Raw genomic sequence first — 13,634 nt, 5'->3', positions numbered from 1 at the left:
GGACTTCGTCATATGCTTTTTTTGGAGAAATACGCTATTACCAGTTTACTGCTGTGGATATCGCTACTAAAATAAGTTTTAGATATTTATATTCTGAAAAAACACCAGAAAGCACTATTAATTTTCTTGAACGTATGCTAGAATATTTTCCATTTCGCGTTCATTGTATTCAAACAGACAATGGCACAGAATTTACTTACCGAAAACTTTTATTTGAGAAAGAACACCCATTAGATATATTTTGTAAGAAGAAGCATATTAAAAGAGTTTATAGTCCTGTCTCATCTCCTTGGTACAATGGCGTAGTTGAAAGTACACATCACTGTGACCAACAAGAATTTTATGACTTTTGTACACAAGAATTAACTTTAGAGAAAGCTAATCAAAAATTAAGGAAATATAATAATTTTTGGAATTATAAACGCATACATTCAGCTTTAAATTATGATACTCATATGTTATACTTCAAAAAACTAAGGAATACTTAAATGCAATATCTCTGGCTCTTAAACAAATTAATAAAGACTATTAATATACTTATTTTAAAACTAAATTAATTAATATTTATATTGTATTAATTTTTATCATTTTTTTTAATTAATTATTTGCTAATTTCTTGTTGGTACAAACAGATAAAATACTGATGTTTTATGAATTATTAAACTGCATTATATTATAATGAAAAGGTTTTGCAAATAATTTTGTCAAGTATTATTTAAATAAATTAATAAGATACAAATTTTTTATATAAAAAATGTAAAAAAACTCATACTACTAAACAATAATTATGTTAATACAAACTTGTCATATTTATATTTTTATATTAGAATGTTTCTTACATGGTGTAAAAAATAAAATTGGAGTATAAATAGTAATGAATAATATAAAAGAGAGATTAAGAGAACTTATAAAAGAACAGTATTTAATAATAGATGGTGCCACTGGTACAGAACTTCAAAAAAAAGATATAAAAAAAGAATCTTGGATTATAGACGGCAATAATATTGAAGGCTGTAATGAAATATTAAATATAACAGCTCCATATATAATGAAAGAAATACATATAGATTATTTAAATGCCAATGCCAATATCACAAAGACTAATAGTTTCGGGGCAATACCTTGGGTATTAAATGAATATGACATTGCAGATAAATCTTACGAACTTGCTAAAAGTGCTGCATTAATAGCAAATGAAGCTAGAGAAGAATATTTAAAAAATCCTAATTCTAAAGGCGATTTGAACAGAGATATTTTTATTGCAGGCAGTTTAGGTCCGGGAGTAAAACTTCCTAGCCTTGGACAAATTTCTTTTGATGAAATGTATAATGGATACGCTGAAGCTGCAAGAGGATTAATAGACGGAGGAGTTGATATTATACTTCTCGAAACAGCACAAGATGTACTGCAGTTAAAAGCGGCTATACTGGCAGTTAATGATACGGCAAAAAAATTAAATAAAGAAATACCAATAATGGTTTCTGTTACTATAGAAAAAGAAGGCACTATGCTTTTGGGTACCGATATAGAAACAGCATATACAATACTTTCAAATTTGGATATATTTTCTATAGGTATGAACTGCGGTACAGGTCCAGACATGGCAATGCGTCATATAAAAAGACTTTCGGAAATATCATGCATGCCAATATCAATACACAGCAATGCAGGACTTCCAGAAAACAGAGACGGAAAAGCATATTATAGTATGACACCTGAAGAATTCGCAGATATTAATAGTGAGTTTTTTAGTTTAAACGGGCTTTCATTTATAGGAGGCTGCTGCGGTACAACACCTTTGCATATAGACGCATTAGCTAAAAAAGTAAAAGGCATCAAACCAAAAAAAACAGCATTAGAAAAACCAAGACCTTATATAGCGAGTTTATTTAATACTGTAAGTATAAAACAAAAGCCTGCTCCTTTAATGATAGGGGAGAGAAGCAATGCTACTGGAAGTAAAATATTTAGAGAACTTATGATTGCAGGTGATATGGACGGTATGCTTGACGTAGGAATAAAACAGGTAAAAGCTGGAAGCCATGCCATAGATGTTAATGCTGCTTGGGCTGGACGTGATGAAGCAGAAGATATTACAAAAATTATTTCAGCTTATGTTAAGCAAATTTCTCTGCCATTAGTTATTGATGCTATAAAACCAAATGTAATAGAAGCGGCTTTAAAAGTATATGGAGGAAAACCTATAATAAACTCTGCTAATATGGAGCAGGGAGAAGAAAAGTTTGATGCAATATGTTCTCTTGCAAAAAAATATGGTGCTTCTATTATGCTTCTTACAATAGATGAAAAATCAATGGCCTTTACATGCGAAGATAAATTAAAAATGGCTGAGAGAATGTATGAGCGTGCTGTCAATGTTCATAAAATACTTCCTCATGACATAATATTTGACCCTCTTACTTTTACACTTGCAAGCGGTGATGAAAATAGCTTTTTAGCAGGAGTTCAAACTCTTAATGCTATAAAAGAGTTATCAAAAAAATATCCTGAATGCTCTATTAGTTTAGGAGTATCTAATATATCTTTCGGGCTTAAAGAAGAAGCTAGAAAAATAATGAACTCTGTATTTTTATACGAAGCTATTAATCATGGTCTTACTACGGCCATTGTTAATGTTGCTCAAATACTTCCTTTATCAAAAATAGATGAAAAAGAGATAGAATTAGCAAGGGAATTAATATATAATAAAAACAACAGTAAAGAGCCTCTTATAAATTATATAAATCACTTTTCTGACAAAAAAGAAAAAAAAGTAAACACTGAAGAAAATATAAAAAAGCCTATAAGAGAAGCCATAAGAGATGCTATGCTTGACGGCGAATGGAAAGATATGCAGGTGTTGCTTAATGAAGTAAAAGAAAACAGTGAAGAGTTTGGAGGAGAAAAATTATTTGCTCAGGCTATAATAGATGAAATACTTCTTCCTACTATGGCTGATATCGGAGTAAAATTCGGAGAAGGCACTATACAGCTTCCTTTTGTTTTGGGTTCTGCGGAAGTTATGAAAAAGAGTGTTGACTTTTTATCAAAGTTTTTAGAGAAAAAGCAGCAAGAAAAAACTGCTAAAATTATACTTGGTACTGTGGCAGGAGATGTTCATGATGTAGGTAAAAACCTAGTTGAAATCATTATGAAAAATAATGGATTTGAAACTGTTAATCTTGGCACGAAAGTATCCATAGAAAAATTTATAGAGGCGTATCATGAACATAATGCTGACTGTATAGGTATGTCTGGTCTTTTAGTAAAATCTACTGAAGTTATGAAAGATAATCTTGCATACATTAGAGACAAAGGATTAAAGATACCAATTTTACTTGGAGGGGCAGCTTTAACTAAGGACTTTGTTGAAAATACTTGCAAAAAGGTTTATGGAGATACTGCTAAGATATTTTACTGCAAAGACGGTTTTGATGATATATTAGCAATAAAAGAAATAATAGCTGACAGAGATAAAGAAAAATAATAATTATAAAAATTTAGCCAAACGAATTTAATTAAATTGATAATAAATTATTGCAGCCATATTATGTGTGTATAGCAAAATAAAAGTGAGCCGAAGCCAGCTAGTGAGTCTACTTGCTAGCTTATTACAGGCTGAGGCGAGCAATAAACAAAAGCGAGAACGAGCCTTCAAGCAAATTCATTTGCTTGAAACTATAAAGCGAGTTCGAGCATAACAACAAAGGAAGAATTATGCCAGAAATAAATCATAAAAATCATCAACATTATATAAATAAACCTCCTTTCTATGGAAGAAAAGTTTTTGAGTTTAATAAGGAAATAGAAAAAGAGGCTTTTGATATGATTAATAAAGTTAGGCTTTTCAGAGCAGGTTTTGGATATTCTGCTAAAAATCAGGACATTGAAAAATATAATGAGATGATAAAAACTAAAGTAGAGCCTAAATACGAAGAGATGAAAAATAATATCATAGAAAATAATTTAATAGAGCCTGTAATGATTTACGGATTTTATAAAACTACTACTGAAAATGATAAACTTTATATATATGATGTTGATTTTAATACTAATCAATTAAAAGATGAAAAAATAGAGATACCTTTAGAGCGTATGGAAAAAGAGCCTTATAACTCTATCGTTGATTTTTTTGATAAAGATGAAGACACTATAGGTTTTACTCTTGTAAGTCTTGGAGAGAAGTTTGCAGGATTTTTGAAAGGGCTTTATGATAATGATGATTATAAAGATTATTACTTTTATAATGCAATAGGTACGCATATTATAGAAAACTATGTTGATATACTTCAAACACACATGGAAAATTTGCTTAATTTAAAAAATAATGGTAAAAGAAAACATGTAGGATGCAGATACTCTTTCGGATATAAAGCACTTACTAATATGTACGGAAACAGAATAATTTTTGATAAATTAAAGCCTGAAGAGTTTAATGTTACCCTTACAGAAAGCTATATGATGGATCCAGAGCTTAGTACTTGTGCTATAGTTTCGTTCTGTGAGGATTCATATTATTTTGCTAATTAACTAAATAGTGCATTTTATTAGTTGTTGTTAAAATACACTATTTAGTTATATGTATTAATTTACCAATATACTCATATCTAAAACTATTTTTTTGACCATTTTGGCAGCTATATCCTGATTAATATCAGAAATATCTCTTATATCTTCTGTAGCAGATGCTAATATAGTAGCTTTTTCTACGCTAATAACTTGTGCCGTCATAGCCATTTTTCCAAATACATAATCAATATTTCCAACTAAAACATAATCAGCACCTACTAATTTTCCAAATTCTGCAATATTAGCGGTTGATATATCTTTTTGAAAATGCATTTCTGCCAGAGTTTCTTTGAATGCTGATGTTCTCGTTACTAATGTATAGCCTCTTGATACAAATTCACTTGCAAACATGCTTGCTAAGTACTCACTTTCCTGCGGAGTTATGTTTTCTCCTCTAAAAGGCAATGAAGCTATAGCTTTACCATATTGTGCATTTAATGACAATGCCAATATTATAAAAAATGTAAAAGTATAAATAATATTTCTCATTTTATTCCAACAGTAATTAAAATTGATATGAAAATCTAAATTCTGCTCCATAAGATACAGCTCCATTATCATAAGGAACTATTACAGGAGCAAAAGAATAGTATCCGCTATTCATTTTATTTTTGTAATAACCTTGAACTGAAGATGCAACTATATCTGTTATTAAACCGCCTGCAAATAATCCTATACCAGTATAAAACACACCTCTCATAATATTTAAATCCGACTTGGAATACATACCGCCAGTTGATGAAACAACTTGACCATAATCACCATAAGTCATATTATTAGGTTCAGTTGTTAAAAAATATCCGAAGTGATTTCCCCATTTAGCATCTATTGCAAATGGAACAATTATTAAACCAATTCCTACAATCCAAGAAACTCTTCCAACCCATTTAGCAACATTTGCAGCTCTGTATCCTCTTTCATAAGAATAATATGTATTATATTGATTCTTTATATTCTGCTGTTGTTTAATCTGTCTTTTTTCTGCAACAGAAACATATTTTGTGCCATTTAATTTAGCATCTATCTCACCTGCTATATCAATTACAGCATTTTTTGCTTCTTGATCATTTAAAGAATATAATGACTTATTAACAACTATCTCTTCAAGTGTAGCCAGATTAACTAATGATACAGATATATCATATTTATTATTTATATTATTTATAGTTCCAGTTAAAGCATAATCGGCATTAACCATAGTAGCGGCGTTTATATAATCTTTTCTATTATATGCTCTTTGAAATTTAACTTCTTGTTCTAATATGGATTGTAATTCAGAATCTCTTGATACAAATTTATAACCAAGAGATGTTAATTCAGATTGAATTTTTTTAGCATAATCAGAACCTATACTGCTGCCATTATCTATAGCAGTTCCTGTGAAAGGAAATCTAGCTATTCTGCCTTGCTGTCCGTAAATAAAAGAGACAGATGCGATTAAAGATATAATAATTAAGATAAATTTTTTCATTTTTTATACTCCATAAATTTAAATAATTTAATTTACAACATCTACTAAAGATGGATACCATTTGCCATTGAACTCCCAAATACTTCCAATACCCCATTTAGAAAATGTATCAGGATTAGAAAATTTTTTTTTGCTTATAGCTTTAACTCCAGATAATCCTTTTAACATTGCATTTCCTATTATGTTACCCAAACTATAATCACCTGGATTGACATATTCATTACCTATTCCTACAGTACCAGATAGATGTAAGCATTCATCAAAAGTTGTATTTTCTATATATGCTCCTATAGAGCCTGCATATGAATTGACAGTATATTCAATTTTTCCAAGATTGAAAGAATATGAAACATCTGAATTCACAGCAGATCCAAATATTCCTCCTGCTCCGCTGTCATCAATAGTTAATGAAATATTTCCTATATTGTAGGTATTCATTATTTTTGTTTTTTTTGCCATTCCAACTATACCAGCTGCAACACCTCCGTCTATTTTTCCAGCATTATAACATTTGTTGATAGATCCATTTTCTGAATATCCAGCAATTCCGCCTACTGTACAATAACCGTATAAATCACCAGCATTAACAGATAATTCTACATATCCGCCATCATTAAAAGCTACTATGCCGCCAATATTTGGATCTAAATTATCAGCTTCTGATTTTATATCCTGAGTATTATAACAAGATGTTATTATCCCTTCATTAAATACACAAATACCAGCAGCATTTTTTTTACCATAAACATATGCTCCATTAAGACAACTAGATATTGTTCCTTTATTTAAGTAAACAAAGGCCGCTGAATTATCTCCTTCAATTTTTCCATTATCTATTAAAAGATTTTTTATAGATCCATTTTTTCCTAAAATATATACAAATGGATAGTCTGAATTATAATTAAAGAATGTTTTTCCTCTTCCTTCTATAGTACCCTCAAAAATATTTTCATCATCCCCCAAACCAGGAAAATATCTATTTTCAAAATCTAAGTCCTCTGCTATTACTATAGTATCACCTAAATATGTATTTCCATTCTGTATATTTACTCTTAATTCTTCAAGTTCACCTAAATACCTTATTACATATTCTTCAGGAAATAAAGGAAGATACATAAAAAATAAGAATATAATTATTATTTTTAGATCTTTTTTCATATTATGAACTCACTTAAATATTAGTGTATTTGATTGATTTCTAATATATTTCCATTTCTTATTTCAAATACATTCCAAATAGTACCTTTTCTATTTCTAGGTACATAAAATGTATAAAGTAATCTGCCTTTCCAATATACTCTAACAACGGCATTCGATCTACTTAAATTATAAGAATTTGGATTATTAGATTCCGAAAAATTATGAACATAAAAAGAATATGCTCCGTAATTATTAACTCTTTTGATGGTAATAGTTTCTGGTCCATACCCATTCATAGAATCAATATCAAGCATAGCTGAACCATCTGAGGCCGTTCTCATATTACGAAATGAAATATGATAATCGCCTGATTTAACTAAATGACTGTCTAAATCGTATGGATATTGATCCCAAGTTAAAACTATACGTATATCTTCTAAATTATTATAAGGAGGAATAGGATACTGTTTTTCCGTTTGAACTATTGTTCCATTAAGTATTTCTATATAAAATTCTCCATCATAATACCCTTCTTTTTCTACAAGTACAAAATATTCTCCATCTTCTGGTTCATCAAAAAATACTAAACCAGATCTGTCAGTTGTAAAATTACCTATACCATCTATAGTAACTTTGGCTTGAGATAAACCTCTGCCTGTTAAAGCATCTGTAAACCATAAAACACATTGATCATCAAATAAAGCATCTCCCATTTTTTGAAGAACTCTATTTCTTTCCAATGTTAATTGATCTGCTGAATAAATAATCTGAAAAGATGATAATAAAGAAATAAATATAATAATTATTTTTTTCATTGTGTATTTTCCATTTTTGATTGATATAGTAATTCTATAGGTAATAATAGTATTATATTACCTATAGAATATTAATTTTTTATTATATAAATATTAATAAGGTGTCTGATTCTCATAGAATAATTCTTCTACATTTTGTATATCAGATTTTACTTTATCGCCTAATGCACTATTTCCTATACTTTGTGCTGATTCTTCAATTATTAATCCTAAATCTTTTAAGAAAATTTGTTCATCTAGCAAATAAAGTACATAATAAGTATATTCTTTATTTCCATCTAAATCTCTTCTTAATACCCACCAGTCTCCTTCTTTTTTCAAACCTTTAAATTTTGCTTTGGCAGAACCAATAATAGAATCTTCACCCATTTTTTGATTGAATTCTTCATCTGACCAATTGGCATGCTCTTTGAATGCCTGTTTGACAGCTGTTGATACAACTCTGGCATAATCAGCATTAATTCCTGTAGTATTTACTCTTCTCTGAATTAAACTAAGATTTGGACCTGTTTCATATTTGACAAATGCAACTTTACCTGGAAATAGACTTTGCATTTGTGAAACAGATGATACATAATTAATCCACTCAGGTGCTTCCAAACCTAAAGCTGCTCCTTTTGTATCTATTACCGTATATTCAGATTGAGTCTGAGTAAAAGATACCACAGATAATGTGAAAAGTAGAAATAGTATTTTTTTCATGATTTTACCTCTTTTATTTTTATTTATTTAAATATTTAGATAATTGACTATTAAAAATGTCTTTACTCATAAGATAAATTGTGGTGTATTGATATATTCTATCTCCATTATTATCTATCAATATCCACCAATCACCTTCTTTTTTTAATCCGCTAAACAATAATTCTTTTGTATTAAAATATGAGGATATTTTTTTATTTATATAGTTATTAAATAAATTATTAATCTTTATGGTGTCTATCTCTCTTGATATGCTATTTAAATTTTTTCCAGAGTCTTGGTATATAAAAATTAAATAATCACTATATAGAGATTTCAAATTATCTGAATCATTCATATATTTATACCAATCAGGAGGATCTATACCAATAGCAGAACCTTTTGTGTCTACTATTTTATAATTATTATTATCACTAATATTTTCAAATACAGCATAGAACAAGTCTTCTTCCTTCACATTTTTAGAAGAAGCAAAAAGTATCTGCTTTATTCTAAGTTCATTTGATATACTTGAGTTTTCATTAATGGATTCATCACAGGAAATAATAAAAAACAATCCTATTAAAATAATGAAATAATATTTTTTTTTCATAATAAATACCTTATATATACTGATTAAAAAATTCTAAAAATTTACCTTTAAATTCTTCTTTAACCGTTTTTGTAATTTCTGTTAAAATATATTTTCTAGCTTCAGCTTCTGTAAAGCCATGCTGCCTGCCATTTGATTGATCTCCAAAGTTAAATGTGTATATCAAATCTCCATTTCTATCCAATAAATCTATCTGAAACTGATAATATACCATAAATCCGCCTCCTGCAAAATCTGGTAATTCCCTTGAATCGCTCCAATCTATTCTTATATTAAAATTATATGCTGGATTGGATTTAGTTAATTTAAACCCTGATTTGGATACAGTACTTTCTATTGTTTGTGCTAATGCTGAATAGTTGTTTTCCATAACCAAATTAAAAGTCATGTTTTTTGATTCATTTAATTTCATACTTTCTATTTGGCTGGCATTATATTTTAAAGATATATTATCCACTCCCAAAACAATGAGTTCATCATAATACATTTGATTTTTTTTAGCTAATACTAATACTATATCTAATACTGAATATCTTTCTATTGGATTATTAGACATATTATTCATATATTCATTAATAGACATTTCATTATAACGAATTTTTTGACTCAAAATTTTTATTGATTTTTCTTTATCAATGACAGCCAAAACTCTGTATATATTTTCATTCGGAGAATAATGTGCCTCTTTAAACTCTACACCGAAAAGTTCGGCATACGATTGCAACTTAGCATTCTCATAATACAATGACTGACTATCTACATTCTTACCTGTTTCATTCCATCTTTCTAAAGAAGCTGCATCAAAATTTACAGATATGGAAAATGTTTTTGAAAGATTAATATATGCATTAATCTGAGCATCTTTTAATGTCAAACCTTCACCAACTGCAGACAAATATTTATTTTCATCATATATACTTTTAGGATTAATAATCCAATTTGGTATACTTTCCGCATAAATATTAATAGTACTCAATAAAATAAAGAAAATTATATTTTTTTTACTTAAAAAATTAACCGTAAATTTCATCTTATATTACCTTTTTTATAAATACTAATTTATAAAATAGATTAAAAAATCTAATTCTATAAATATTATATTTTCATGTTTAAATACGTAGAAATGAAAAAAATCCCGTTTTTTTTTAATAAAAAAAAATAATTTCTTAATAAAATTTTAAATTTTATAAAAATAATGGATAATTTTTTAGTATTTTGGATTTAGAATACAATAAAAGCGTAGTTAATTTAAATATTTTTTAACAAACTAACAACAAAATCATAGTTATTCATGCTCATTATATGCATTTTTTTATGTTTTTTAATCATACTATTAAAAAGATTTGCTGATAATTCATATGCTACTTTTTTCTCTTCTTCTGGAGACTTATCGCTTGCCTCTTTTAGTTTATTAAGCCAAGCTTCAGGTATATAAGCCCCCGGAAGTTTATAATATATGAAATATGCTGTTTTATATGTAAGTATAGGAAAAAAACCTGGTACTAATACGGGTTTTTCTTTTAATGGAAGTTCATCTATCCATTTTAATAAAAGCTCTAATCTTTCTATTTCATATATTGGCTGAGTAAATATTGCTTTAACTCCAGAGTTTGCTTTTTTAGCAAGCCTTACTTTTAGGCTGTCATTATTTTTTGCATAACTGTTAATAACACAAAATGGATATATATGTTTTAATGGTTCTTTAAAAGAAAACTCTCCTAAACTTTTACAGTTATTCAAATTTTTTATAATGTTTATTAATAAATTAGAATTACCTTCAAATACAGCTTTAGCCTGTTTTTGATTTCCATTTGCTACAGCGTCTCCTGTAACTGCAAGTATCATTCTCAAATCAAAATAATTAGCTCCTATTAAGTAAGTCATTTTGCAATGCTATTGAGTTTTTATCTCTCATAGTTTGAGTAGTTATAAATGGTTTATTATTATTTAGTCTTTGCTTTAATTGTAATGCAGCGAGTATTGAAGAAATTTTTAAATTAGCAAAAGGCGAATCTGTTACAACAAATGCATCTATATAATCTGATATATTTGAATTATTTATTTTTTCTTCTATGTATCCTAAATCATATTTAGCCTGAGGTGATATTTCTAATGTGAAAGTATATTCATCTTTATTTTCTAATTTTTTTATAAAATTTTCTACATCATTATTCATATATTTTATCCTAACAATTATGTTTACTTAATATCGTACTAGAAAAATTAAAAAAGTCAAACAAAAAAATCATATTGAAGTTATAAAAAAAAGTTATATAATATTATTTTAAGGTGATAGTATGAACTCAAATGATGAACATGAATTAAAAGAAACAGAAAGGCAGAATAAAAAATATAAAGAATTAACAGAGTCAAATGTAGAAAGTTTGGTAATAAAAATGGGTATTCCTACGATTATTAGTATGCTAACTACATCATTTTATAATATGGCAGATACTTTCTTTGTAAGTAAGATAAATACTCAATCTACAGCAGCAGTTGGAATAGTGTTTTCTATGATGGCAATAATACAGGCTATAGGCTTTTTCTTTGGTCATGGTTCTGGCAACTATATATCTATCAAACTTGGGGCGAAAGAAACAGATGAAGCATCAAAAATGGCTGTAACTGGTTTTTTGTCTGCAATGATAGTAGGATTTATAATATTTATACTTGGTACAATTTTTATAAATCCATTAGCACATATTTTAGGTTCAACAGAAACTATACTCCCATATTCTATAAGCTATATGAGATATATACTTATGGGTGCTCCGTATATGACGGCCTCTTTGGTTCTTAATAATCAATTAAGACTGCAGGGTAATGCTGTATTTGCTATGATAGGTTTGGTAACAGGGGCTGTTTTAAATATAATATTAGACCCTATTTTAATATTTCATTTTTCTATGGGAGTAAAAGGTGCGGCTATAGGTACTATAATAAGTCAGTTTGCAGGATTCTGTATACTTTTGATTGGTACTAATGTATGGGGAACTTTGCCTATAAAGTTAAAAGACTTTTCCCCTAGCCTTCAAAAATATAAGGCTATAGTTGTAGGAGGGCTTCCAAGCCTTTGCAGACAGAGTATATCAAGTTTTTCTACTGCTTTTTTAAATATAGCTTCTGCACCATTTGGAGATGCTGCAATAGCTGCTATGTCTATAGTTAATAGAGTTGCTATGTTTGCTAATTCGGCCATTATAGGTTTTGGACAAGGTTTTCAGCCAGTATGCGGATTTAATTATGGGGCTAAAAAATATGAGCGGGTTATAAAGGCGTTTTATTTTTGTGTTAAAATATCAACCTTTGTATTACTTTTGCTTTCTGTATTTATATTTATGAATTCAGCACAAATTGTACATATGTTTAATGATAAAGATAATGCATTGCTTGAAGTAGCATACAGAGCATTACATTATCAAGCATTGAGTCTGCCTTTATGGGGATTTATAACATTATCAAGTATGATGCTTCAGACAACAAGAAAAACAATAAGGGCTTCTATTTTAGCTGTTGCAAAACAAGGAATATTTTTTATACCTATAATATATGTATTTCCAAAAATATTTGGACTTACAGGTATAGAAATAGCTCAGCCTTTTTCAGATTTACTAACCTTTTTACTTTCTATACCTTTAGGACTTAGTATGATAAGAGAAATGAAATATGAATTAAAAAAGAAAGAAAAAACTATTTAGTAATTATTATTAATAGTATATTATTTAAAATAAAGTTAATTTAACATAATATATTTATAAAATTAGTACTTGCAGTTTTCTATTATAGGTATATAATGTAGAATATGGAAATAAAAGATTCTACAAGAAGTGCTTTAGTAAGAAAAGGAAATGAACTTTTTAATCAAAAAGATATAGAAGGTGCTTACAGATGTTATCTCACTGCCTCCTATTTCGGCGGTATAGAAAAAGTTGCTGATTATTATAACTTTGAAAAGAAAAATATAATAAAGGCTATGCAGCTCTACAAACTTATCATTAAAGAAGATTCTAATTTAGGCGGTAATGTTAGGGCTAAACAAAAACTTGATAAGTTATGCGAATCTGTAGCGAAAGTATTAAGAAAATGGTTAAAAGAAGATGAAACTTTTAATCAGGATAAGAATAAAGATAAATTAGAATTAGACAGTAAAAATACTTTTCTTCCAAATGATTATAAAAAGAATAGTTTAGAAGATATTATGAAAGCAAAAGAACAGCTGGATAATAAGGCAAATATAGTAAATGACAAAAAAGTCTCTAATCCGCTTCCTTTAAACGTTAAAAAACCTGTATTTGAACAAATATATACAAATAAACAAAAAGCAAATGATAAGAAAAATTAGGAG

General features: G+C 28.3%; 12 protein-coding genes and 1 pseudogene. 5 read left to right on the top strand and 8 right to left on the bottom strand.

Annotated features, from left to right (window positions below):
• The 3 genes from F811_RS0111820 to F811_RS0111810 all read left to right on the top strand — a co-directional run.
• A partial coding sequence (locus F811_RS0111820; RefSeq protein WP_020005448.1) for an integrase core domain-containing protein occupies positions 1 to 488 on the top strand: 488 nt, incomplete at its 5' end.
• A gap of 386 nt (positions 489 to 874) precedes the next feature.
• Complete coding sequence (locus F811_RS0111815) at positions 875 to 3,487, top strand: homocysteine S-methyltransferase family protein (protein WP_020005447.1); 2,613 nt, start codon at positions 875 to 877, stop codon at positions 3,485 to 3,487.
• A 230-nt stretch (positions 3,488 to 3,717) separates the two neighbouring features.
• The gene (locus F811_RS0111810) at positions 3,718 to 4,530 is read left to right on the top strand and encodes a vitamin B12 dependent-methionine synthase activation domain-containing protein (protein ID WP_020005446.1); all 813 of its coding nucleotides are present in this window, start codon (positions 3,718 to 3,720) and stop codon (positions 4,528 to 4,530) included.
• Positions 4,531 to 4,584: 54 nt separating this feature from the next.
• On the opposite strand, the gene F811_RS0111805 is transcribed toward F811_RS0111810, so the two are convergent.
• From F811_RS0111805 to F811_RS16105, 8 genes and pseudogenes are all read right to left on the bottom strand, one after another.
• Positions 4,585 to 5,109 carry a hypothetical protein gene (locus F811_RS0111805; protein ID WP_020005445.1) on the bottom strand — a complete coding sequence of 175 codons (525 nt, stop codon included), beginning with the start codon at positions 5,107 to 5,109 and terminating at the stop codon, positions 4,585 to 4,587.
• Complete coding sequence (locus F811_RS0111800) at positions 5,075 to 6,040, bottom strand: hypothetical protein (protein ID WP_020005444.1); 966 nt, start codon at positions 6,038 to 6,040, stop codon at positions 5,075 to 5,077. The genes F811_RS0111805 and F811_RS0111800 overlap by 35 nt, the downstream gene beginning before the upstream one ends.
• A 27-nt stretch (positions 6,041 to 6,067) precedes the next feature.
• On the bottom strand, positions 6,068 to 7,198 hold the full coding sequence (locus F811_RS0111795) for a hypothetical protein (protein WP_020005443.1): 1,131 nt from the start codon (positions 7,196 to 7,198) through the stop codon (positions 6,068 to 6,070).
• A gap of 20 nt (positions 7,199 to 7,218) precedes the next feature.
• Positions 7,219 to 7,995 (bottom strand): YfaP family protein, encoded by a 777-nt coding sequence (locus tag F811_RS16240; RefSeq protein ID WP_020005442.1) that lies wholly within the window; start codon positions 7,993 to 7,995, stop codon positions 7,219 to 7,221.
• 93 nt (positions 7,996 to 8,088) lie between these two features.
• Positions 8,089 to 8,697 (bottom strand): hypothetical protein, encoded by a 609-nt coding sequence (locus tag F811_RS0111785; protein WP_020005441.1) that lies wholly within the window; start codon positions 8,695 to 8,697, stop codon positions 8,089 to 8,091.
• 19 nt (positions 8,698 to 8,716) lie between these two features.
• The gene (locus F811_RS0111780) at positions 8,717 to 9,289 is read right to left on the bottom strand and encodes a hypothetical protein (RefSeq protein ID WP_020005440.1); all 573 of its coding nucleotides are present in this window, start codon (positions 9,287 to 9,289) and stop codon (positions 8,717 to 8,719) included.
• 10 nt (positions 9,290 to 9,299) lie between these two features.
• Complete coding sequence (locus tag F811_RS0111775; protein ID WP_020005439.1) at positions 9,300 to 10,319, bottom strand: LPP20 family lipoprotein; 1,020 nt, start codon at positions 10,317 to 10,319, stop codon at positions 9,300 to 9,302.
• Positions 10,320 to 10,537: 218 nt separating this feature from the next.
• Positions 10,538 to 11,465 (bottom strand): annotated as a pseudogene (locus F811_RS16105) (methylenetetrahydrofolate reductase).
• 121 nt (positions 11,466 to 11,586) lie between these two features.
• Here F811_RS16105 and F811_RS0111765 point away from each other — a divergent pair.
• Together F811_RS0111765 and F811_RS0111760 are read left to right on the top strand one after the other, a co-directional pair.
• Positions 11,587 to 12,987 (top strand): MATE family efflux transporter, encoded by a 1,401-nt coding sequence (locus F811_RS0111765; protein WP_020005438.1) that lies wholly within the window; start codon positions 11,587 to 11,589, stop codon positions 12,985 to 12,987.
• 104 nt (positions 12,988 to 13,091) lie between these two features.
• Positions 13,092 to 13,631, top strand: a complete 540-nt coding sequence (locus F811_RS0111760; RefSeq protein ID WP_020005437.1) for a hypothetical protein — start codon at positions 13,092 to 13,094, stop codon at positions 13,629 to 13,631.
• The last annotated feature ends 3 nt before the right edge of the window (positions 13,632 to 13,634 follow it).

The sequence above is a fragment of the Brachyspira innocens ATCC 29796 genome (assembly GCF_000384655.1).
Taxonomy (GTDB): Bacteria; Spirochaetota; Brachyspiria; order Brachyspirales; family Brachyspiraceae; genus Brachyspira; species Brachyspira innocens.
The sequence above is the reverse complement of the archived record's forward strand: the minus strand, read 5'-3'. Positions and strand labels throughout refer to the sequence as shown.

What these genes read in the sequence shown, in the direction of transcription:
- F811_RS0111775 (WP_020005439.1), bottom strand. Translation starts at nt 10,319, where the DNA reads ATGAAATTTACGGTTAATTTTTTAAGTAAAAAAAATATAATTTTCTTT.
- F811_RS0111765 (WP_020005438.1), top strand. Translation starts at nt 11,587, where the DNA reads ATGAACTCAAATGATGAACATGAATTAAAAGAAACAGAAAGGCAGAAT.
- F811_RS0111785 (WP_020005441.1), bottom strand. Translation starts at nt 8,697, where the DNA reads ATGAAAAAAATACTATTTCTACTTTTCACATTATCTGTGGTATCTTTT.
- F811_RS0111780 (WP_020005440.1), bottom strand. Translation starts at nt 9,289, where the DNA reads ATGAAAAAAAAATATTATTTCATTATTTTAATAGGATTGTTTTTTATT.
- F811_RS16240 (WP_020005442.1), bottom strand. Translation starts at nt 7,995, where the DNA reads ATGAAAAAAATAATTATTATATTTATTTCTTTATTATCATCTTTTCAG.
- F811_RS0111800 (WP_020005444.1), bottom strand. Translation starts at nt 6,040, where the DNA reads ATGAAAAAATTTATCTTAATTATTATATCTTTAATCGCATCTGTCTCT.
- F811_RS0111810 (WP_020005446.1), top strand. Translation starts at nt 3,718, where the DNA reads ATGCCAGAAATAAATCATAAAAATCATCAACATTATATAAATAAACCT.
- F811_RS0111760 (WP_020005437.1), top strand. Translation starts at nt 13,092, where the DNA reads ATGGAAATAAAAGATTCTACAAGAAGTGCTTTAGTAAGAAAAGGAAAT.
- F811_RS0111795 (WP_020005443.1), bottom strand. Translation starts at nt 7,198, where the DNA reads ATGAAAAAAGATCTAAAAATAATAATTATATTCTTATTTTTTATGTAT.
- F811_RS0111805 (WP_020005445.1), bottom strand. Translation starts at nt 5,109, where the DNA reads ATGGAGCAGAATTTAGATTTTCATATCAATTTTAATTACTGTTGGAAT.
- F811_RS0111815 (WP_020005447.1), top strand. Translation starts at nt 875, where the DNA reads ATGAATAATATAAAAGAGAGATTAAGAGAACTTATAAAAGAACAGTAT.